Genomic DNA, 20,985 nt, shown 5'->3' with positions numbered 1-20,985 from the left:
GCTAGACTGTTTTCTTCCATTCACCGCAACAGAGGAGCCCCCATGACTTTGTGCTTGTGCCGTCTCGGCCGTGCACAGTGCCCCTCGGGTACTGCCCCGACGTCCTACTCCCGCTAAACGGACGTCGATTCGAGCCAGACACCTTTCTCGTACGGCGTCCTGAACCCTGTTTTTATTAGGACGTTGACATGAGCTTATTGCTTTCCCTGTCCCAGGTCTCCCTGACCGTGGGCATTAAACCCCTGTTCGCTGAAATAAACCTCGCCTTGAACACCGGTGACCGCATCGGACTGGTGGGCCACAACGGCTCCGGCAAGTCCTGTCTGTTGCGTCTGCTGGCCGGACAGCTCGAGCCCGACGGCGGCCACCGCCAGTGCCGTCGCAACCTGGTGGTGGCTCTGGTCGATCAATTCGTACCCGCCGAACTGATGGATACCACGCTGCTGGAGGCGGCCGAACTCGCGTTGCCGGAGGCCCGGCGCAGCATCGAAGCGTACAAGGCCGAGGCGGAATTGCACAAACTCGGCTTTACCCGGGATCAGTTCGAACAGCCGGTGAACCGTCTCAGCGGAGGCCAGCAGAATCTGTTGCTGATGGTTCGGGCCATTCTCACCGATCCGGATGTGCTATTGCTCGACGAACCCGGAAACCATATGGACATCCTGAGCCTGACCCGTCTGCGACAATGGCTCGGTGGCCTGAACCGGCCCTGGATCATGGTGTCTCACGACCGGTATCTGCTGAACGCGCTCTGCCGTCAGACCTGGGTGCTGCGCGATCAACGGATCTATGAGTTCGATCTGCCTTACGATGCCGCCCGCGAGGCCCTGAAGCATCAGGATGAGCAGGCCGAAGCCCGCCGCGCCCAGGAGGAAAAAGAAGTGGCCCGGATCGCGGCGTCGGCCAAGCGGTTGGCGCACTGGGGGCATACCTTCGACAACGAAGACTTGTCCCGCAAGGCCAAAAGCATGGAAAAGCGGGTCGAGCGACTCAAGGACGACTATACCTTCGTCAGCCAGGGCAGTGGCTTGTCGGTGTCGTTACCGGAAGAAGGGCTGACCGCCCGACAGGTGGTGGCTATGGAAGACCTGACGGTATGCATTCCCGGGACGGATCGTGAGTTGGTCCGATGCGAGTTCCTCAATGTGCGACCCGGCGACCGGGTGGCTCTGCTGGGGGTCAACGGTGTGGGCAAATCCACAACACTCGATCGTGTGATCGATGCCGTGGGCGTCGACAGTGGCCCGGTCCGCTGGAATCCACGGGCTCGACTGGGCTATTACGAACAACAGTTGGCGGAACTCGATCATCCCGTCAGTCGGTTCGACTGGTTGCGCGAGCGAGTCGACGGTTCGGACGAACCCATTCGCCAGACCCTGCTGTCCACCGGGGTTCCCTACGACCGCTTCGATCAGCCGGTCTGTGAGCTGAGCGGTGGTGAAAAAGCCCGCATGATGTTTGCGCTGTTTCGATTGCAGCAGCCCAACGTCCTGGTCCTGGACGAACCGACCAACCACATCGACCTGGAGGGCCGCGAGGAATTGATCGAGTCGTTGACGGGCAGCGACATCACCGTACTGATGACCAGTCACGATCGCACCTTTCTAGAACGAACCGCGACCCGGTGGTGGTGGATTTCCCGGGGGCGCATACACGAAGTGACCGGTCCCGATGAATTCTATCTCCAACTGGAACAGGGCGATCCGGAAACCTTCGACGACCGGGTGGATTCGAATTCGAAAACCGACCAACCGGTCCAACCGATCGGGGGTGAGGAAGACGCCCTCGAACGGATCGATCAACTGGAGCGATTGTTGACGGAAGATCGTGCCCGAAAACCCAAGCACCAGAAACCGGATCGGCAGAAACAATGGGAGCGCGAGTTGAATACATTGTGGTCCCGACTCGACGACCGTTGAATTGGAGGATCCTCCTGTTGTTCCCAGGGATGGGGCGCTGTGGAAATGGTTTACCCACCAGCTGGCTCGGGTTTTAGCACCGAAGGTGAATTTTAGGACGCGAGATTAGCCGCTCCCCAATCGCATACCTATTTGCGAGAACGCGACCCCTGGACTAACGTCAAAAAAGTCCGGGTTGCGGAAGTATTATCGGCAGGCCAGGGAAGGGCCGCGGTGTCGATAAATACAACCAGGCACTGAATACCGCTCGATCGGGTGGTGTATAAAAAGTGACCTTCGTAAAGGAGTAATCATGACCGTATCCAACCTCACTAAAGGATTGTTCGCCGTTTCGTTTATCCCTGTTACGTTGCTTTCTGCCTGCGGCACGGCCACTCGGGACACCGGGGAACCCCAGGCGATGACCTCCCAGATAGCCGCGTTCGATTGCAAAGCCGAATCGGACTGGTTTCCACAGAACCAGACACCGAAACCTCCCTTCGACGACTTCAAAGGCAACAGTAACTGTGCTTTTCATCAGTGGTCCTGGCAGGCGTTTCTGTGGTTGACCCAGAGTGTCGACGGAGAACCCCGATTTCTGTCGTTCGAGTCTCCGGCGGCTTTATATGGGGACAGCGATCTCGGTTCCGGGATTCTGCCGAGAATGACCAAATCGTCCCGGCCGGAACTCGTGGACGAGTTTCTCCAGGCGGGAACCGATGGCATCCTCACCGACCAGAACGGGCGCTCAGTCTATTATTCCCAGTACCTCGATTCGACCTTCGCTCAGTTCGTCACCGAGCACGACCTGACCGATCCCACCAAGCTGGCGAGTTTTAACCCGGACACACCCTTTCCAAACGGCGCCATGGAGCTGAAAGCCTCCTGGAAGATCGTGCAGCCGAACGAAGACACCAGTCGCTTCTTCACCATGCCCGCCACTGTCACCCTCTTGGCCAATCGAAGCGGCAAGATCGTCATCGACCCGGAAAAGACCGAAGAGGTGACCCTGGCGCTGGTGGGGTTGCACATCGCCGGTCGGGTCGAGGGCCATCCGGAAATGATCTGGGCAACGTTCGAGCACGACGAAAACGCGCCCAATGTACCGGCGGATGCGACTGCGGAAACCGTGGTATCCAAGGAGGACTGGACCTTCTACGAGGCCGGTACAACCTTCGGCGAGTGCAACCGGAACCCCAGCAATTCCGCCTCCCGAAAACTGGACGAGCGGACGCAGACACTGACGCCAGTCACCCAGGTGTGTCGGTTGTTCGAATTCGGCAACGATCCGAACGATGCGGTGAACGACCGGAAATCCATAGCAAAAAACGATTCCAACATCCATGACCTGAATCTTCAGGTGAAGCAGCAATTACGTACCGAGTCCAGTGTTTGGTCGAATTATTTCGAAGTAGGTGCCATCTGGTTTCTGAAAGGCAATGATTTCAAAGCCAACGAATCCCTGGCCGATGACGACTTCCTGACCGGCTCACTCAAACTCTCGAACGCGACCATCGAAACCTTCACCCAAACCCAAAGCACGATGAACAACTGTTTCCGTTGTCACAACACCAACCAGCGTTTCCCTCCCGAGGTGACGATGACCCCCCTGCCGGGGCTTGAAGTCGACATCAGTCACATTCTGGTGAACGGGTATTTCCGGTCGCAACAATAACGCGACTTAAACGCCATTCGTGTCAGTCAACGTTTGATCAACAGAGGCATTCATCATGAGTAATCCCATTTTTCGCGTTCATCCCGCTATCAATTTCGCCCGTGTGGGCAACAGTGAGGAGTATTACATAGCGCCCGAAACCGCCGCCGGCGATCTTCAGGGCGCCAGCGGCCTGATGGGCGGCTTGCCGATCAAGGCGGGTACCGAAGACACCGTTATCGAGGAATCCGACCTGCGCGATGGTCAGCAACGGCTCAAGCGTCAGGCGGCGCGGTTTCGGCTGTACCGATATGACCAGTCGAACGCCACCTATCCCTCGGGGGGCGGTCGGGAAGTCGCCATCGGCGATGTCATCGACGGCAAAACGGTCAAGGACATCGTCTGGATGGTGCACCTGGCCAACAAGAAAGCGAACAATTACGCCATCGCTTCCGAGGTCACGGAGGACGGCAAGACAGTCGCCGTCGAGGAGGGCATCAAAGCCTATGAAAACGGCGGGCATCCACCGGCCCGTAACCGGGAGGAATTCGGTTCGGATCTCGATACCACCGAACGGTTGAGCAAGCTTGTCATCGACCCCGGTCCTAGAACGATCGCCGCAGCGGACAGGGATCAGCCGCCGGTAGTACCGTTCAGTCGTCAGAGCGAACCGAGCTACGTGGACCGTCAGGGCCAGGTCCAGCAGGTGGCCGATTACCCGGTCAGCTTTCCGGACGATCACGGATTGCCGATGTTCAACCCCAATGGGTCTATCCGGACTCTGGGCGAACTGACGCTGGAAAAAGGCTCCGGACGCTTGCTGGTGCTGGGCGGCTATGGTCTGGCGGCCGGTTGGGACGAGAACGGCCAGGCTCCGCGGTTGAACGATGCCATCGACAACGACAACTGGTTCGACGATGTCTCGGACGGGCCGGTCAATGCCACCGTGGTGTTCGAGGACGGCAGCTGTGTCGAAGCCGTAGGCGGTTGGGTGATTACGACCGATCCGGCCTATGCACCGCAGACCCGCAATGTGGTGTCCGCCTGGGATGATGTCTTCAACACCTGGGTGGAGCAACTCGGGCTGGTTCCTGCGCTGTTCGCCAACGGACAATACAATCCGGATTACCTGCCGTCGTTCGACGACGACATCCTGCCGATCCTGCACGCGGCCATGCTGCAACAGTGGAACACCAATCTGCCCGACGCCGCCATTCAGGGGCATCGTTTCATGGGGCACATCACCGCCAGCGACGACCCGCAGCAGAAGATTCCGTCGTTCAGGAATCTGATCCGGGATCCGAACGACGAGAGTCAGTTCGAACAGGGGGGTAAATTGATGCCGCTGTCGCTGGGCGACGCCATGAAGAGTTTCCTCACGGTCAGCAAAACCCAGTACTTTATGCTGGATCAGTGGTACAACCGGCGCTTCAGTCGACAATCGGTCACCTATGGACCGGGGGAACGGTTGGATCGCGCGGTATTGCAGAACTGCCTGGGCGGTCGGTATTCGCCCGGCATTGAGGTGACCTTCATTGTCCGCGATGTCAATCTCTACCGGCAGGACTGGCAGGGCGCCACCGGCCCCTTCCGCATCAATCAGGCCCCGCTGGATTACAGCCAGGCCAAACGCGACAAACCCTTCCTGGGCGTTGGCTATATACCGTTGCGGCAAGCGGCCGTGCAGCCAGGCGACCTGTCGAAGTTCATGGCCTTGCCCTGGCATACGGACTACAACAGCTGCGCCACGCATACGCCGGACCCGAACCCGGCCGGGAATAATACCCTGTATTGGTCCTGGCCGGCGCAGCGGCCGGTGGCGGTCTATCCGGCCAGTCAGTGTTCCTACGATCGTTCAGCCGGACAGTGGAATCTGGGTGGGCAACTGTACAGCGTGCGCGGTGATGAAGGGCAGGGAACCCAAACCCCCTACCCGCAACAGCAGGGGCGTTTCCAATGCTATTTCGACTTCGTCGAAAACTGGCAGAAAGTCGGCTTCATCATTCAGGGGCTGCGGATACCGGACGGGAAAGGCGGCAACTACGGCGCCGACAAGTTCCTGGAGATCGCCAGCCTGTTTGAAAGCGAGGGTGACAGTGTTCCAGCCTGGCCGACGGCCTTCATGCCCGGCTATCAGCCACCGAAAAACTGTGGACCGGATTGATTGATGCGTATGACCGATACACCCATCGTCATCGTCGGAGGCGGCCCCGCTGGGGCCGCCACGGCGCTCTCACTAAAACGGTTGGGGTTTAACCGATTGACGGTCTTGTGCGATCAGGACGATCGGATCGACCCGAACGCCATCGGTGAAAGTCTGCCACCGGGTGCCCGTGCGGTATTGCGACGATTGGGTTTGGATGCCCTGCTGGACGGCGAGGCGCACCGGCCCTGCCCGGGAAGTTGGTCACTGTGGGGGCGTGATCAACCCGGTTTCAACGACTTTCTCTTGGACCCGAACGGTCGCGGTTACCACCTCGACCGATCCCGGTTCAACGAGCAATTGTTGGAAGCCCTGGCGAACGCCGATGTAGAGTTGATGCGACCCGCTCGCCTGACCTCGATCGCGCAAACACCCCTAGGATTCGGCCTGAGCGGGACCCGGAAGGGCCGACCGTTTCATCGGGAATTCCCCGTCATGGTTGACGCCTCGGGCGCTGCGGCCGCCGCTGTTCGTCGGCTGGGTGTAGCACGCAACGTCTACGATGACCTGATCGCCGTATGCGGGTTCGTGGATTGCTCGGATGCACTGGAGCGACCGGACCATACCCTGCTGGAAGGCGATACATCGGGTTGGTGGTATGGGGCCCGCCTGCCCGGGGATCGGTGCCTGCTCTCTTTCACCAGTGACTGGCGAACCGTGCGCGAGCGCGGAATCGATACAGCGGTCGGGTTTGTCGAAGCTTATCGGCGAACGCGTCTTCTGAGTCGGAACCTGCCTTGTCCGAAGCCGGAGGAGCTCGATCGCGTCATCAAACCTGCGCCGGTCGCCATCCTCAGTGGCGTCGCCGGCGTTGTCGAACAGGGCGTCTGGCTGGCCGTCGGAGACGCGGCCTGCAGTTTCGATCCGATCAGTTCCGCCGGCATCACCAAGGCGTTGGATCAGGGGCAGCGGGCCGCGAACGCCATTGACGCCTGGTGTCGAACCGGTCAATCAGGCGGTTTGCTCGATTATCAGTCCGGCGTGTTCTCCGAATTCAGCGAGCACATCAAACTGCGTCAACAGTACTATCTGGCCGAATACCGACACCGGGGTGGTGATTTTTGGCGGCGACGGATCGAGCCAACCCTGAGCGCCGCCGTTCCGTAACTCAGATTTGGAAATCCATAAAAGGCGAGTGCCGGGTTCCGGCACCAAAGACGACTAGTAACTGACCTGGGGCTGCGGACGGAAGAACCGATTCAACCCCTGGTCCAGCGATAGCAAACCGGGGCCGACCACCGCCAGCATGCCAAGAATGCTCATCCAGTAGTAGTGTTCGGTGGTGTTCGGGTACACGAACAGCTCGATCACCAATGTCATGCCAAGCAACCCGAGGGCGGCCAGTCGGCTGCCCAGTCCCAGCGCCAACATCACTGGAAAAGCCAGTTCGGCGATAACGGCCAGATACGCCGCCAGGGTGTGGGGCAGAATCGGTACGCTGTATTCGTACTGAAACAGGAAAAGCGTGCTGCTCCAGTCCGACAGTTTCAGCAGACCGGATTTAAAGAAAACCCAGGCGATGAACAGTCGCACCGCGAGCAGGGCCGGCGGTCGTAGCCATTGATCGATCAACAGAGCGAGATGGTTCAAGCGTTGCATCAGCGCGTCCATGGTGTGTCCTCATTCAGGTTGGCAAAACAGCCGTTGGTTGAAACAGTGGGATAAAAATGGGGTGAGTTGTTCGGCTCCCTCCAGGGCCATGGCCGATTCGATCGCCGGGCCGAACGCCAGTCCGCCTTCAATCGACCGCAGGCAATGAAGCGCCGCCGGTTCCAGTCGCTGGACCGTGACGCCCGATATCGTGCGTAGTACCAGCAAGGACGACGCACCGTCTTCCAGGCGCACCGTAAACTCTCCCTTGTGGTCCGGTCGCGACTGGCGCCAGAGCTCATCAATGGGGTAGGGCGATTGAATCAAAGCGACCGAAGGGTGCAGCGAGGCGTGCTGTGTCAGTAAATGATTGGGATCGTCCGGCATTACCAGCGGAGTACCGTCCGGCGCGTAATAAGCGCGATGATAAGCCCATTCCAAACGGGCAACATCGTCGACAAAGGCTTGTTCCGCCAAAGCGGGAAACGACGCCAATGCATCGGCGAAGGGCTCTCCGTAACGGTGCAAGTCTCCGCTGTGCGGAGGATGCGAGGTCAGGAAGCGCTGGCAAAAGCTGTTGAAAAACGCGTCGCCCACCAGAGCCTTTACAGCGGGAAACACATCGGCCAGGTACGACTTCAAACCCACGTTCACATTGTTGCGATAAATATTGAGGCGGTGTTTAAAAGCGGGTGCTATGGCATCCTCGATGGACGACGTTCCGGACAACAGATCATCAAGAAACCCCTCCTGATAGTCAGACAACGGCATCCGCTACCTCCTCCCGCATCCAGCGAGTCGCTTGATCGGCCTGATTGACCAGGGTGTCGAGCGAAGGGAAATCACTGTCCCACTCGATCAGCGTCGGACGTCGCCCGAAACGACGCAGGCATTCCAGGTACAAATCCCATACCTTCTCCGCAACCGGCTGGTTGTGACTGTCGATCAGGACCCGGTCCTCGTCCCGGACCTGTTCCACAAAACCGGCCAGATGAAATTGACCCACATAATCGCCCTTCAGGCGGTCCAAATAATCATGGGCATTGAGCCCAATGTTTTGACTGGATACATAGAGATTGTTCACATCCAACAAGATTCGACAGCCGGTTCGACGGGCTAACTCATTTAGAAAATCCGCTTCGTCCATATCGATGCGTTGAAAGGCCAGATAGTTGGACGGGTTTTCCACCAGAATGGCGCGATCCAACGCCTCCTGCATCCGTTCAACATGATCGCAAAACACCTGCAGCGCCTCGATTGTGTATGGCACCGGCAACAAATCCGGTACATGTCGATGCCGGTACCCGCTCCAGGCCAGGTGTTCCGACACCAGAACCGGGCGCACCTCATCCACCAGAGCTTTTAAATGCTGTAAGTGTTCCGGATCCAACCCATCGGCGCGACCCAGGGATAAACCCACCCCATGCAAACTGATCGGATAATGCTTCGCCAACGTCAGTAATTGGCGACGAGCCGGGCCGTCGCCGAAATAGTTTTCACTGTGCGCTTCCAGAAACCCCAGTGCGGGCATGTGTTCCAGCAACGGCTGAACATAGGGCGCACGCAAACCGATACCGGCCTGATTCATGATTCGAATCCCCATCGACAAACGCAAGAAAACCCGGCGGGCAAAGCCCGACCGGGTTCAAACCGACTTACATCGCCTCGGTGGAACCACCGACCAGCTTCTCGCACAGACCGGCCGGTACCAGTACCCACTCCTGGCTGTCACCATCCACGGAAGCCTGGCCCTGGCAGCTGTGACCATGCGCCTGGCAATCGTTATGGCCGGCCTTCACCACCCCATAACACTTTTCCATGTCGTCCTCGGCTGCGAGCGTATGGGTTGCCGCCAGAGACAAAGCACCAGCCAGAACGGAAGCCGCAGCCGCTTGAGATACGAGTTTCTTATTCATGAGTTGTTTCCTCTAATCATCATTGTCGTGTGTTGTGCCAAAGCGCCGGCTGAATGAACGGCGCCATAAAGCGGGCAATCAATGAGGCAGGCAAAGTTGAAAAAAGTTCTCTGGAAGTTTGAAAATTTTTCCCCGGTGACATCGAACGGTCATATTCGTGACATGTAAGTGACATTTTTGGTGGTTAGGGTTCCGGGATACAAATTAAGGCATGGACCAACCACAGGGACGAGCCTGCGCTGCCGGGGTGACCCATTCTGGGACGTTCGCAGCATGGATGCTGCGGTCGAGTCTACATGGATGTATTTACGACGACCCAGAATGGGTCACCCCGGCAGCGTGGGCGGACTCATGGCACTTTGGGGCGGTTGGTCATGAATGAGATTAGGAGCGTTATGGGTAACGGGTTTTGGTTGGCCGTCGGTCAAATGTTATCGATCTGTTTCTGGACCGTGAAATACCTGCCCTACGGTGGCTGGCGACGCCTGCCCAAACGAGCCCTGATGTTTGGCCTGGCCATACCGGTCTTTATGGTGCTGCAATGCATCCACTGGCTCGGCTTCGCCTTCGACGAACTCTTTTTTCGTCGCTACCGACACGTGGCTATCCGTCGTCCGATATTCATCTCCGGAATTCCTCGCAGTGGCACTACCCACCTGCATCGCGTACTGGCGCGTCATGATCGCCTGACCTCCATGCAAACCTGGGAATGTCTGCTCGCCCCCAGCATCAGTGAGCGTTACCTGTGGCGCTTTGTCGGCCGATTGTTCAGCCCCCTGGGACGCTGGCTCGGCACCGGCAAGCTGCCGTTCTTCAAGGACATGTCCGCCATTCACAGCCTGGGTCTGACCGAACCGGAAGAGGACTTTCTGACCTTGCTGCCCATCAACGCCTGCTTTCTGATGGTCGTACTGTTCCCCGAGGAAGCCTCGTTGTGGCGACTGGCCCGGTTCGATGCCGCCGTCCCGGCGAAAAGACGGCGCGCGGTCATGGCGTTCTATCGGCGCATGATCCAGAAACACCTGTATGTCCACGGCGCTGATCGACGCTACCTGTGCAAGAACCCCTCGTTCGCATCCTGGCTGGGCAGCCTGAAGGAGACCTTTCCCGACGCCGATTTCGCGCTCTGTACCCGACCCGCGCAAAAGACACTGCCTTCCCAGTTGAGCTCGCTCTATCCCGGCTGGCGGTTGTTTCATGGTGCGACCTTTACCCCAGCCTTTGAACAGCGCGTCGTTTCCATGCTGGCCGGTTACTACCGCGACGTCGAATTGTTCCAGATCGCCAACGAAGGCGTCGGCCGGGTCGAGATGAACGCCTTGACCCGCGACCTGGACGGCACCATCCGCACCTTGTTGACCCGACTGGAATTACCGCTGACGGCGAACTATGAGGCCGCGCTGGCCGAGGAAGTCTCGGCGGCTCAACGTTATCGCAGCCGACATACCTATCAACAACAGGCGTTCCGGGTGCGCTGGTCCGACGTGGCGCATCGCTTCGATCAAAACCGCGACGACTACCGAACCGGACCGGAGGTGGCATCATGACCGCTCAAAGTCGACTGGGACTGACCGAATCACTTTACGATGCCAGCCGTCGCAGCCGGGTGTTGATCGTCTCCGACGCCGCGCCCCACCGCAACGGGGTAGGGGCTTACTATCAGGACCTGATGCACTACCTGAGTCCCCGGGTCGAAGCCATCGACATCATCTCGCCCGAAATTGTCGACGGGGAATGGCAGGGCGGGTGGATGCTGCCGCTGCCGGGTGATCGCACCCAGAAATTCTGCATTCCGAATCTGATCGGTCTGCGTCGCCGCATCGAGTCGTTCGCACCGGACGTGGTGGTTATCCCCACACCCGGACCGTTCGGCGTGCTTGGTGCCCGTTACGCGGCCGGTGTCGGTGCCCGCGTCGTCGTTGGTTTTCACACCTGGTACGAGAAACTGACCGAGCTCTACTGGAACCGCGTGCAGGGATCGTTGACCCGGGGATTCTTCGAGGTCAGCAATCGCCTGATTTTTCGTTACGCCGATGTCGTCCTGGCCAACTCGGAAAGCATGGTCGATATCGCCCGACGCATCGGCGCCCCGCAAGCCGCCCTGATGGGCACACCGGTCAGTGCCCCCTTCCTGGAGCGGCCGGCCCCACGCGCGCCGACCCGGGTCGGTACCGTACTGTTTGCCGGCCGTCTGGCGGCGGAGAAGAACATCGACAGCATGATCCAGGCGGCGCGTGATCTCCCCGATGTCCGGTTTTCGATCGCCGGTGACGGGCCTTTGCGTGTCCAGGTGGAAGAGGCGGCCACTCAGTTACCGAACCTCCAATACATCGGTTGGTTGACGCGGGATGGTCTGATGGACGCCATCGACAGCCATGATCTGCTGATGTTACCCAGTCATGTGGAGAGTTTCGGCACCATCGCACTGGAAGCCATGGCCCGTCAGCGGCTGGTGGTGGTCAGCGCTCACTGTGGCATCGCCGATTGGCCGGACCTGGCCGAACACCTGACCGTCATCCCGGAACATGCCACCCTCGGTCAGGTGTTGAACGGGTTGAAAGCCCTGAGCGAATTCGAATTGAACGCCCGGGCGCGTCAGTGCCGTCAGGCGGTTCTGTCTCACAATGACTGGAACACCCGCCTCTGGTCGAGTTTTGTATCCGAGGCGCCGTGATGAGCCTGCTTCCCGCCATCATCAGTCTGCACGACGTCATGCCGCACACCCTGGACGAGACTGAAGAACTGCTGGCCGACTGGTTGACGGACATCCCGCCGGAGCGCGTCACGCTGCTGGTGGTGCCGGGGCTGAACTGGCAACCGGCCCAGCTTGACCGCTTGCGGGAATGGGAACGCCAGGGGTATGAACTCGCCGGCCATGGCTGGATCCACCACGTGCGTCGTGTAAAAACACTGTATCACTGCCTGCACAGCATCTTGATTTCCCGGCGGGCGGCAGAACATTTATCACTGTCCGAAAATGAACTGGTCACCCTGTTAAACGACAACTACCACTGGTTTCAACATCATGATTTCAAGACACCCGAACTCTATGTCCCGCCTGCCTGGGCAATGGGGCAGCTCGACACTGCGGCGCTCCAACGCCTTCCATTTCGTTACTACGAATCCACCCCGGGCCTGCTGGACAGCCAACAGAACCGCTTCCGACGACTCCCCCTGGCCGGATTCGAAGCCGACCGCCGCTGGCGAGGCCCCTGTTTACGCACCTGGAACGGAATCAACCGAGTCGTCGCTGCGCCACAGCGACCGATAAGACTGTCGATCCATCCCTTCGACCACCGCTATCACCTCGCACACTCGCTGAGACGGTGGCTGAGCCGGGTTCAGCCGATCGATTATCGCTCCCTGTTCGACAGTGCCGCCCCCGCATCCCGACCGGGGAACGCCACCGCTCTGTGACGGGCCGCCCGAATGCCGAAGCCGCCTCTATTGTTCCCGATCGTCTGCCGCTAAACTGTCGCGAATGTGCCTGATCGGCACCCGATTCCCGGGGCTAGTGGGCCTGGCCCGCTAGGTCCGGGTCTATTCTGTCCGCCATTCTAAGGAGAACAATATGGATTCATGGCTCAGTACCGCCATCACCTGGGGCGTTCCGCTGATCATCGTGATCTTTCTGGTATTGGTGTATAACCGGCTGGTCGCGTTGCGCAACCGATTCAAGAACGCCTTTTCCCAGATCGATGTCCAGTTGCAGCGGCGCCACGACCTGATCCCCAACCTGGTGGAATCGGCCAAGACCTACATGTCGCATGAGCGTGAAACCCTGGAAAATGTCATTTCCGCTCGCAATCAGGCCGTCGGTGCGCAGAAGGCCGCCGCCGCCGACCCGACCGACGGCTCCCTGGTCGAGAAGCTGAGCCAGGCCGAAGGCTTACTGACCGGTGCTCTGGGGCGCCTGTTCGCCGTCTCCGAAGACTATCCGGACCTGAAGGCCGACGGCACGATTCGCGATCTGATGGAAAGCCTGGAATCGACCGAGAATAAAGTCGCTTTCGCGCGTCAGGCCTACAACGATGCCGTGATGAACTACCAGACCTATAAAGAGTCGTTCCCGAACAACTTCATCGCCAACGTCACCGGCTTCAAGAACGCCGCCCTGTTCGAACTGGAGAATCCGGAAGCCCGCCAGGCTCCCAAAGTGCAGTTCTGAGTGAGGCGAGCGAATGGACTTTTTCGAACATCAGGACCGGGCCCGGCGTAAATCCGGGCAGTTGGTTCTTTTCTTCCTGATCGGTGTCGGCGTCACCGTCCTGCTGGTCAATTTGCTGGGGTACGCCCTGTATTGGGGGTTTATCCGCTACCTGGGTGTGCAAACGGATGGGTCGCTCGGGGCCTGGTTGACCAGCGACTACAGCTGGCAGCTCAGTCTCGCCGCCTTACTGGTCATCGCCGTCGGTTCGCTGACCGCCTATCTGCAATTGCGCCAGGGCGGACAGGTCGTCGCGCGCTGGGCCGGCGCCCAACCGGTCGATTACGACACCGGCGATGCCGGGCGGCGGCGCTTCATTAATGTCGTCGAAGAAATGTCCATTGCCTCCGGTACGCCGGTGCCCAGCCTCTACGTCATGCCGAACGAGGCGTCCATCAATGCGTTCGTCGCCAGTTATCAACCGGACCAGGCCATTCTGGTGGTCTCCCAGGGCGCACTCGATCATCTCGACCGGGATGAGCTCCAGGGCGTTATCGGCCACGAATACAGCCACATCCTGAACGGCGACATGCGACTGAACATCCGTCTGATGGCCGTGCTGGCCGGCCTGATTCAAATCGGCCAACTGGGTCAGTGGCTCGTCGGCTGGCGTACGCATTCCTACCGGTCCAGTCGTCGTGAGGACTTCGCCATTCCCTTGCTCGGGCTCGGTCTGCTTGCCATCGGCTATGTCGGCGTGCTGACCGGCCGCATCATCAAAGCCGCTGTATCCCGGCAACGCGAGTATCTGGCCGACGCCAGCTCGGTCCAGTTCACACGCAACCCGGACGGCATCGCCGGCGCGCTGTACAAGATACGCGAACACGCCACCGGCGCCCTGCTCATGCACCGTCACGCCGAAGACATGTCTCATTTCTGCTTTGGCGAAGCGGTCAGCCTGTCTCAAAGACTGGCGACCCACCCGCCGCTGGACGACCGCATCAAACGTGTGAACCCGACGTTTCTGGCCAGAGCCAAGCACCGAAGCCGTCAAAGCGAGAGCGCCGACGATGCCATCGCCCGGTCGCAACCGGACGCCTTCGAATCCGTCATGGGCGGTGCCGCCGTCATGGGGCTCGCGGGCCAGGTCACGCCGGGCCACCTCGACTACGCCCGTCAGCTCTACAAACACATTCCCGAGCAGGTCCGTGCCGCCGTTCACCAGTCGGCCGGCGCCCGAGCCTTCTGCTACACCCAGGTTATGCTCGCCAGCCCCGGCCACGAGCAACCCATACTCGACCGTCTCAAGCGCGAAGACGCCGACAGCCTGGACAGCCTCAAACGCCTCTGGCCATTCGCCAAAAAGCTCGACGCCCAGCTGCGCCTGCCGATTCTCGATATGGCCATCCCCGTCCTGAAGCGCTACAGCGAACCCGATCGCCTCGTCTTCCTCGACCGGATCGAGCGCCTCATCCTGGCCGACAACCAGACGCGACTCCCCGAATGGATCCTCGCCGCCCAACTGCGCCACCACCTGCAGCCGGGTCGGGAAAAAGCCCCGGGCCGTAGCCGGGCTTTCAAGCACGCCGGCCCGGCCGTCGTCACACTGCTGTCTGCGCTTGTCTACCAGAACCGGCAGCCGGAACAGGCCGAAGCCGTGTACGAGCGCGTAATCGCACCGTTCGACTTCCCGGACAAGACACTCAAAAGCCCCGATCAGGCCGGTTTCCGGGCGGTGACCGATGCCCTGGAGGATTTGCAGGACATCGCCTTCTTCTGGCGCAAGTCGGTGCTGCAGGCCTGCGTGGACATCATTCAGGCCGATGGCGCCGTGCATCAGGATGAGTATGAGTTGATTCGGACGGTGTCGGATTGTCTCGGCTGTCCGATGCCGCCTTTGGTTGAGCGGGAATGGACGCGTGATGGAGTTGCATGAGGCGGGGTTGGCATGTCGGATGACGCTGTCGCTCTTCCGACCTACGATTGAACCTTGGGTGAGTGAGTGGGGGCTGCCAAAGTTAGTGTGCGGTTCCATTTCACTTCTGGTGGGCGGTGCCCACCCTACGGAAGAGAAGTAATCTCGGTAGCAAGCGCCGGGTGAGAGGGATGCTCCTGCGGGGATGTCGGCCGCCAGGATGGCGGCCGTCAAGCCCCCATGGACGGGTTCACGGCGACCCCGCAGGAGCATCCCTCTCACGCGGCGTGGACCATTGGCACAAAAACCGACCCAGCCAAGTCGGACCATTGGCACCAAACAGTCCCTGGAACTTGATAAACCGCCGTCAGTTCTATACTATCCGCGCCCTCCCGGCCTGAACCAGGCAGGGGACCGTACGCCTGTCGGAACCGTCAGGCACTGATTCACTCCTTACCTTACCGCGCCCGCATCGTGGGAGGTTGCCAAACCGCAAGGAGAAACCATGCGTCATTACGAGATCGTTCTGCTGGTCCACCCCGACCAGTCCGAGCAGGTACCGGCCATGATCGACCGCTATACCTCGATCGTCACCGAAAAAGGTGGTCAGGTACACCGCGAGGAAGACTGGGGCCGTCGCCAGCTGGCTTACCCCATCCTCAATGCTCACAAGGCTCACTACGTCCTGCTGAACATCGAAGCTGACAACGACATCATCGAAGACCTCAAGAGCACCTTCCGTTTCAACGACGCCATCATTCGTAACATGATCATGCGTCGTAAGGATGCCGTGACCGAGGCCTCCCCGATGATGAAGAGTGTTGAAGCCAAAAAGGCCAAAGAAGAAGCTCAAGCCGCCGCAGCTCGCGCTCGCGCCGAAGAGAGCAAGCCTGAAACCGCTGAAAACACCGACGAAGCCTAATCCAGAGGAGCATTGAACATGGCCCGTTTTTTCCGTCGCCGTAAGTTCTGCCGGTTCACCGCAGAAGGCATCAAGGAAATCGATTACAAAGATGTGGACCTGCTGAAAGGCTACATCACCGAAACTGGCAAGATTGTACCCAGCCGTATCACCGGTACTCGCGCACGTTATCAGCGTCAGCTGTCTTCCGCGATCAAGCGTGCTCGCTACCTTGCCTTGTTGCCCTACACTGACAGCCATCAATAAGCCATCGGAGTAGGGGAGGGCCCGGCATGCTAGGGTTGGCACGTTTCGCCATGAAAAGCCCGCTCAATGTCGGAGTTCTCGCTGCAGGTTTTGCCGCGCTGCCGCTGCTTTATGCCATCAGCGCGGCCCTGGTGGGTTTGGTCACGCTGCGTCGTGGCACCACCGCAGGCACACAGACCCTGGTCTGGAGCCTCGCCGGCGCCCTGATCGCCTGGCGTACAACGGGGATAATACTGCCCCTGCTGGTTCTGCCGATCACCGCCATTCTGGCCATCGTGCTCAGAAGGGTGCAGGACTGGCACCTGACATTGCTGTTCGCCGCCGTGCTGGGCCTGGCGTTGGCTGTCTTCGGACAGCTCACCATGGCCGACCGCTTCGCCGCCGTCGTCACCCAGATCCAGACGGTGATGCTCGGCAGCGAGTCGCAACCCGGCTGGAAGGTGCTGGAAGGCATCAAGGACCAGGGGGCCTATCTGATCATGGCCGCCGAAGTCTTCGAAGCCTTGTTGTGCCTGATGCTGGCGCGTTACTGGCAGGCGGGGTTGTACAACCCGGGTGGTTTCGGGGCCGAGTTTCGCGCCCTGCGCTACTCGGGGCGGTTGTTGGTCGGCTGGGTCGTATTCCTGGCGCTGACCCTGGTGGTGAAACCTGCAGCCACTTTGTTGCTGCTGATGCCATTGATTTTCGCCGGTGTGGCGTTGGTCCATGGCGTGGTGGCACGAGCAAAATTGGGAGGGCAGTGGCTGGTGGCCTTTTATCTGGGCACCGTCCTGTTCAATCAGTTCTTTTTACCGTTACTGGTCCTGGCGGCCGTGACAGACGGGGTTTTCGATTATCGAGCCCAGCTGGACCGACGCAGCGACCGGGATGACGAATGAGGTAAGCGAGATGGAAGTTATCCTGCTTGAGAAAGTTGGCAAGATGGGTGTCCTGGGTGACACCGTCGCCGTTAAAGGTGGCTATGCCCGCAACTACCTGATCCCTCAGGGCAAAGCGGTTCCGGCCAGCAAAGAAAACGTCAAGGTGTTCGAAGAGCGCCGTGCCGAGCTCGAGAAAGCCGAGCAAGAAAAGCTGAAGGCCGCTCAGGAGCGCGCCGACAAGCTGGCCGAAATCGAATTGACCGTTGCCGCCAATGCCGGCGACGAAGGCAAGCTGTTCGGTTCCATCGGCCCGCGTGACGTCGCCGACCTGATCACCGCCGCCGGCGTTGAAGTCGAGAAGGCCGAAGTCAAAATGCCGGAAGGCCCGATCCGCAACACCGGCGAATACAACATCGCCGTTCAGTTGCACCCGGACGTCGAATCCGAAGTCCACATCATCGTGGTACCGGAAGCCTAAGGCACGCCCGCAGGCATGGGCCTCCCCATGCCTCCTCCGGGTCGGGTTTCGTTCTATCGGACGGAACCCGACCGGTTTTCCTCTCTCCCATTTTCCGCCCCAAACGGCTACCATAGCCGGCTCACTTTTCCACGCTGTAACACCCTATGACCGACGCCCTCGAAGACGATCTGTTTTCCGGCAGCGACGACCTGGCCAAGCTGAAAACACCGCCGCACTCCCTGGAAGCGGAGCAGTCCGTGCTGGGCGCTCTGATGATCGACAACAGCCAGTGGGACAACGTCTCCGAAATCCTGATGCCGGACGACTTTTACCGGAACGAACACCGTCAGGTCTTCCGGATGATGATGCGACTGGCCGAAGAAACCCAGCCGCTGGACGTCATCACCCTGGGCGAGTTGCTGGAGCAGGAGAAGCAGCTCGAAGCCGTCGGCGGCATGAGCTACCTGAACGACCTGGCCGAGAACACGCCGTCGATCGGCAACCTGGTTGCCTACGCCAAGATCGTCCAGGAGCGGTCGGTTCTGCGACGGTTGATCTCCGTTGCCAACGACATCGCCGGCAAGGCCTACGACCCGCGCGGACTGGACGCCGAGACCATCCTCGACGACGCCGAGCGTCAGGTGTTCCAGATCGCCGAGGAACGGCCCAACCAGGGCGGCCTGATACATGTGAATCCCCTGGTCGAGAAGGCCATTCAGCGCATCGACGACCTCTACCATTCCGACAGCGACATCACCGGTGTCTCCACCGGCTTCGCCGACCTGGATGGCATGACGACGGGGATGCAAAGCGGTGACCTGCTCATCGTCGCCGCTCGTCCGTCCATGGGTAAGACCACCTTCGCCATGAACCTGGTCGAGGAAGCCGCGCTCAATCAGGACAAATCGGTCGTGGTGTTCAGCCTCGAGATGCCCGCGGACCAGATCATTACCCGTTCCATGGCCTCGTTGGGGCGCATCGACATGGGCCGGGTCAAGACCGGTAAGCTGCACGAAGACGACTTTCCCAAGCTGACCAAGGCTGTCAATCTGCTCAAGGACCGCAAGCTGTTCATCGACGATACGCCCGGCATCAGCCCGACCGAAATGCGCAGTCGCCTGCGCCGCTTGGTGCGCGAACACGGCGACGTCGGCCTGATCATGGTCGACTACCTGCAGTTGATGAAGATCAAGGGCTTCACCGAAGGCCGGACCAACGAAATTTCGGAAATCTCGCGCTCGCTGAAAGCCATCGCCAAGGAATTCGAATGCCCCATGGTCGCGCTCTCGCAGCTTAACCGGAGTCTGGAACAACGCCCGAACAAGCGACCGGTCAACTCCGACCTGCGGGAATCCGGCGCGATCGAGCAGGATGCCGACGTCATCCTCTTCATCTACCGGGACGAGGTCTACAACGAGGATTCGAAAGACAAGGGCACCGCCGAGATCATCATCGGTAAGCAACGGAACGGCCCCATCGGTACCTGTCGCCTGGCGTTCATCGGCAAGCACAGCCGCTTTGAAAACCTGGCGCCGGATCAATACGGAGACTGGCAGGAAGAATGAGCCGCGGTACCCGAGCCCTGATCGACGCCGGCGCACTCCGCGCCAACCTGGAGCGTGTCCGCACGCTGGCCCCGAACAGCCGCGTCTGGGCGGTGGTCAAAGCCGATGGCTACGGTCACGGCGCCGTCAACGTCGCCCTGGCACTGAGCGATGCCGACGGTTTCGCCGTCGCCACGCTGGCCGAAGCCCAATGCCTGCGCGATGCCGGCATCGAGCACCCCATACTGCTGTTGGAAGGCACCATCGATCTCGAACAAGCCCGTCAGGCCATTGCGTTGCGGTGCGACACCGTTGTGCACCAGACCGAGCAGTTGGCGCACCTGGAGCAACTGGCGGACGAACGCCACGAGCAACGGCTCTGGCTCAAGGTCGATACCGGCATGCACCGTCTCGGCGTCGCTCCCGAAGCCGCACCGGACTACCTGGAGCGCCTGCGCGCCCTCGGCCCCCGTCACCCGGTCGGCCTGATGACTCACTTCGCCAGCGCCGATGAGGCCGACCCGACACCGACCGAGCAGCAAATCAAGGTATTCGAAAGCTGCGAACCCGGCGAAGTGCCGGCCTGTCTGGCCAACTCCGCCGGCGTCATGGCCTGGCCGCGTAGCCACCGTGACTGGGTTCGCCCCGGCATCATGCTCTACGGGGCTTCCCCCGGCTTCGACAAGACCGGTCTGGATTTGGGTCTGAAACCGGCCATGACGCTGACCGCCCCGGTCATCGCCGTTCGCGAGATCCCGGCGGGTGACCGGGTCGGTTATGGCGGCCGTTGGCAAGCCCGGAGACCCAGCCGCATCGCCACTCTGGCCATTGGCTATGGCGACGGCTACCCCCGCCACGCCCCGGACGGCACCCCCGTCTGGTTACACGGTCGCCGTGTACCTCTGGTCGGCAAGGTGTCGATGGACATGATCACCATCGACGTCACCGACCTCGACCGCATCGAGATCGGCGAGGACGCCGAACTCTGGGGTGCACACCTCAGTGTCGACGAAGTCGCCACACACATCGGCACCGTCGGCTACGAACTCCTCACCCGGGTCTCCCCCCGCGTCGAAAAACGCCTTCTCCTCTGAAGCTCGTTGCCTCTGGATTCTATAGTGCCTCCGCCTTGGCGACTGGGTTGGTTTTGATGTAAGTGGTCCGTGCCGATGGCATGGGGATGCTTCCTCGGGGCCGCCATAAACCCGTCCATGGGGGCTAGGCGGCAGCCATCCATGGCTGCCGACTTCCCCGAGTAAGCATCCCCAAGCCACCGGCACTCGCTATTGTGCCCAATTAAAACCTCCCACTTAGATGGTCAGAAGGTTTCAATCTGTAGGATCGTGCATTTAAATCGGATTTATTTGAATAAATTGTCGCGATAGCGAGTGCCAGGCGTCGGGGTAGGCTCCATCGGGGAAGTCGGCAGCAAGGATGCTGCCGTCTAGCTTACATGGATGTATTCACAGCGACCCCGAGGGAGCCTACCCCGACGCCTAGCGCGGACCACAGGCGCAATCCTATACCCAGGCACCAAGGCCGTGCCACTTAACTCTCCCAAAGCATGCAGGACGCCAACATACTCGGGAAATGAATTTCACAATCGCGACCCGGGGTTGTGAATTGGCGA

The 20,985-nt window shown here is 60.0% G+C and carries 19 protein-coding genes; 15 read left to right on the top strand and 4 right to left on the bottom strand.

The window, feature by feature from the left end:
- Positions 1-188: 188 nt before the first annotated feature.
- From IE111_RS00260 to IE111_RS00245, 4 genes are all read left to right on the top strand, one after another.
- On the top strand, positions 189-1,919 hold the full coding sequence (locus IE111_RS00260) for an ABC-F family ATP-binding cassette domain-containing protein (RefSeq protein WP_189606490.1): 1,731 nt from the start codon (positions 189-191) through the stop codon (positions 1,917-1,919).
- A gap of 292 nt (positions 1,920-2,211) precedes the next feature.
- Complete coding sequence (locus IE111_RS00255) at positions 2,212-3,573, top strand: hypothetical protein (protein ID WP_229805070.1); 1,362 nt, start codon at positions 2,212-2,214, stop codon at positions 3,571-3,573.
- 55 nt (positions 3,574-3,628) lie between these two features.
- On the top strand, positions 3,629-5,716 hold the full coding sequence (locus IE111_RS00250; protein WP_189606489.1) for a LodA/GoxA family CTQ-dependent oxidase: 2,088 nt from the start codon (positions 3,629-3,631) through the stop codon (positions 5,714-5,716).
- Between the two features lie 3 nt (positions 5,717-5,719).
- A complete protein-coding gene (locus IE111_RS00245; RefSeq protein ID WP_189606488.1) occupies positions 5,720-6,862 on the top strand; it encodes an NAD(P)/FAD-dependent oxidoreductase in 1,143 nt (380 codons plus the stop codon).
- A gap of 54 nt (positions 6,863-6,916) precedes the next feature.
- Here IE111_RS00245 and IE111_RS00240 read toward each other — a convergent pair whose 3' ends face one another.
- From IE111_RS00240 to IE111_RS00225, 4 genes are all read right to left on the bottom strand, one after another.
- A complete protein-coding gene (locus IE111_RS00240) occupies positions 6,917-7,366 on the bottom strand; it encodes a DoxX family protein (RefSeq protein ID WP_189606487.1) in 450 nt (149 codons plus the stop codon).
- A gap of 9 nt (positions 7,367-7,375) precedes the next feature.
- Complete coding sequence (locus IE111_RS00235) at positions 7,376-8,116, bottom strand: HvfC/BufC N-terminal domain-containing protein (RefSeq protein WP_189606486.1); 741 nt, start codon at positions 8,114-8,116, stop codon at positions 7,376-7,378.
- Positions 8,103-8,933: an MNIO family bufferin maturase gene (bufB, locus tag IE111_RS00230; protein WP_229805068.1), complete on the bottom strand. Its 831-nt coding sequence runs from the start codon at positions 8,931-8,933 to the stop codon at positions 8,103-8,105. The genes IE111_RS00235 and bufB overlap by 14 nt, the downstream gene beginning before the upstream one ends.
- Positions 8,934-9,000: 67 nt before the next feature.
- Entirely contained in the window at positions 9,001-9,261 is a 261-nt protein-coding gene (locus IE111_RS00225; protein WP_189606484.1) for a BufA1 family periplasmic bufferin-type metallophore, read from the bottom strand.
- 395 nt (positions 9,262-9,656) lie between these two features.
- On the opposite strand from IE111_RS00225, the gene IE111_RS00220 reads away from it, so the two are divergent.
- The 11 genes from IE111_RS00220 (at position 9,657) to alr (ending at position 20,449) form a co-directional block, all read left to right on the top strand.
- The gene (locus IE111_RS00220) at positions 9,657-10,808 is read left to right on the top strand and encodes a sulfotransferase (RefSeq protein WP_189606483.1); all 1,152 of its coding nucleotides are present in this window, start codon (positions 9,657-9,659) and stop codon (positions 10,806-10,808) included.
- A complete protein-coding gene (locus IE111_RS00215; RefSeq protein WP_189606482.1) occupies positions 10,805-11,935 on the top strand; it encodes a glycosyltransferase in 1,131 nt (376 codons plus the stop codon). The genes IE111_RS00220 and IE111_RS00215 overlap by 4 nt, the downstream gene beginning before the upstream one ends.
- Positions 11,935-12,678 (top strand): polysaccharide deacetylase family protein, encoded by a 744-nt coding sequence (locus IE111_RS00210; RefSeq protein WP_189606481.1) that lies wholly within the window; start codon positions 11,935-11,937, stop codon positions 12,676-12,678. The genes IE111_RS00215 and IE111_RS00210 overlap by 1 nt, the downstream gene beginning before the upstream one ends.
- Positions 12,679-12,832: 154 nt before the next feature.
- Positions 12,833-13,429 (top strand): LemA family protein, encoded by a 597-nt coding sequence (locus tag IE111_RS00205; RefSeq protein WP_189606480.1) that lies wholly within the window; start codon positions 12,833-12,835, stop codon positions 13,427-13,429.
- A 13-nt stretch (positions 13,430-13,442) separates the two neighbouring features.
- Complete coding sequence (locus IE111_RS00200) at positions 13,443-15,344, top strand: M48 family metallopeptidase (RefSeq protein ID WP_189606479.1); 1,902 nt, start codon at positions 13,443-13,445, stop codon at positions 15,342-15,344.
- A 484-nt stretch (positions 15,345-15,828) separates the two neighbouring features.
- On the top strand, positions 15,829-16,245 hold the full coding sequence (gene rpsF, locus IE111_RS00195) for a 30S ribosomal protein S6 (RefSeq protein WP_189606478.1): 417 nt from the start codon (positions 15,829-15,831) through the stop codon (positions 16,243-16,245).
- Positions 16,246-16,263: 18 nt separating this feature from the next.
- Entirely contained in the window at positions 16,264-16,491 is a 228-nt protein-coding gene (rpsR, locus tag IE111_RS00190) for a 30S ribosomal protein S18 (protein WP_108125226.1), read from the top strand.
- A gap of 26 nt (positions 16,492-16,517) precedes the next feature.
- Entirely contained in the window at positions 16,518-17,369 is an 852-nt protein-coding gene (locus tag IE111_RS00185) for a hypothetical protein (protein WP_189606477.1), read from the top strand.
- Between the two features lie 10 nt (positions 17,370-17,379).
- A complete protein-coding gene (gene rplI, locus IE111_RS00180) occupies positions 17,380-17,829 on the top strand; it encodes a 50S ribosomal protein L9 (RefSeq protein WP_189606476.1) in 450 nt (149 codons plus the stop codon).
- 146 nt (positions 17,830-17,975) lie between these two features.
- On the top strand, positions 17,976-19,376 hold the full coding sequence (gene dnaB / locus IE111_RS00175) for a replicative DNA helicase (RefSeq protein ID WP_189606475.1): 1,401 nt from the start codon (positions 17,976-17,978) through the stop codon (positions 19,374-19,376).
- Positions 19,373-20,449 carry an alanine racemase gene (gene alr / locus IE111_RS00170; protein WP_189606474.1) on the top strand — a complete coding sequence of 359 codons (1,077 nt, stop codon included), beginning with the start codon at positions 19,373-19,375 and terminating at the stop codon, positions 20,447-20,449. The genes dnaB and alr overlap by 4 nt, the downstream gene beginning before the upstream one ends.
- The last annotated feature ends 536 nt before the right edge of the window (positions 20,450-20,985 follow it).

Origin of the sequence: Saccharospirillum salsuginis, from assembly GCF_014651855.1 — a bacterium.
Lineage (GTDB): Bacteria > Pseudomonadota > Gammaproteobacteria > Pseudomonadales > Natronospirillaceae > Saccharospirillum > Saccharospirillum salsuginis.
Note: the sequence above shows the minus strand (reverse complement) of the source record. Positions and strands in the feature narration are given on the sequence as shown.

Bases quoted from the DNA above. Each gene is read 5' to 3' on its own strand.
- IE111_RS00260 (WP_189606490.1), top strand. From the start codon at position 189: ATGAGCTTATTGCTTTCCCTGTCCCAGGTCTCCCTGACCGTGGGCATT.
- IE111_RS00255 (WP_229805070.1), top strand. From the start codon at position 2,212: ATGACCGTATCCAACCTCACTAAAGGATTGTTCGCCGTTTCGTTTATC.
- IE111_RS00250 (WP_189606489.1), top strand. From the start codon at position 3,629: ATGAGTAATCCCATTTTTCGCGTTCATCCCGCTATCAATTTCGCCCGT.
- IE111_RS00245 (WP_189606488.1), top strand. From the start codon at position 5,720: ATGCGTATGACCGATACACCCATCGTCATCGTCGGAGGCGGCCCCGCT.
- IE111_RS00240 (WP_189606487.1), bottom strand. From the start codon at position 7,366: ATGGACGCGCTGATGCAACGCTTGAACCATCTCGCTCTGTTGATCGAT.
- IE111_RS00235 (WP_189606486.1), bottom strand. From the start codon at position 8,116: ATGCCGTTGTCTGACTATCAGGAGGGGTTTCTTGATGATCTGTTGTCC.
- bufB (WP_229805068.1), bottom strand. From the start codon at position 8,933: ATGAATCAGGCCGGTATCGGTTTGCGTGCGCCCTATGTTCAGCCGTTG.
- IE111_RS00225 (WP_189606484.1), bottom strand. From the start codon at position 9,261: ATGAATAAGAAACTCGTATCTCAAGCGGCTGCGGCTTCCGTTCTGGCT.
- IE111_RS00220 (WP_189606483.1), top strand. From the start codon at position 9,657: ATGGGTAACGGGTTTTGGTTGGCCGTCGGTCAAATGTTATCGATCTGT.
- IE111_RS00215 (WP_189606482.1), top strand. From the start codon at position 10,805: ATGACCGCTCAAAGTCGACTGGGACTGACCGAATCACTTTACGATGCC.
- IE111_RS00210 (WP_189606481.1), top strand. From the start codon at position 11,935: ATGAGCCTGCTTCCCGCCATCATCAGTCTGCACGACGTCATGCCGCAC.
- IE111_RS00205 (WP_189606480.1), top strand. From the start codon at position 12,833: ATGGATTCATGGCTCAGTACCGCCATCACCTGGGGCGTTCCGCTGATC.
- IE111_RS00200 (WP_189606479.1), top strand. From the start codon at position 13,443: ATGGACTTTTTCGAACATCAGGACCGGGCCCGGCGTAAATCCGGGCAG.
- rpsF (WP_189606478.1), top strand. From the start codon at position 15,829: ATGCGTCATTACGAGATCGTTCTGCTGGTCCACCCCGACCAGTCCGAG.
- rpsR (WP_108125226.1), top strand. From the start codon at position 16,264: ATGGCCCGTTTTTTCCGTCGCCGTAAGTTCTGCCGGTTCACCGCAGAA.
- IE111_RS00185 (WP_189606477.1), top strand. From the start codon at position 16,518: ATGCTAGGGTTGGCACGTTTCGCCATGAAAAGCCCGCTCAATGTCGGA.
- rplI (WP_189606476.1), top strand. From the start codon at position 17,380: ATGGAAGTTATCCTGCTTGAGAAAGTTGGCAAGATGGGTGTCCTGGGT.
- dnaB (WP_189606475.1), top strand. From the start codon at position 17,976: ATGACCGACGCCCTCGAAGACGATCTGTTTTCCGGCAGCGACGACCTG.
- alr (WP_189606474.1), top strand. From the start codon at position 19,373: ATGAGCCGCGGTACCCGAGCCCTGATCGACGCCGGCGCACTCCGCGCC.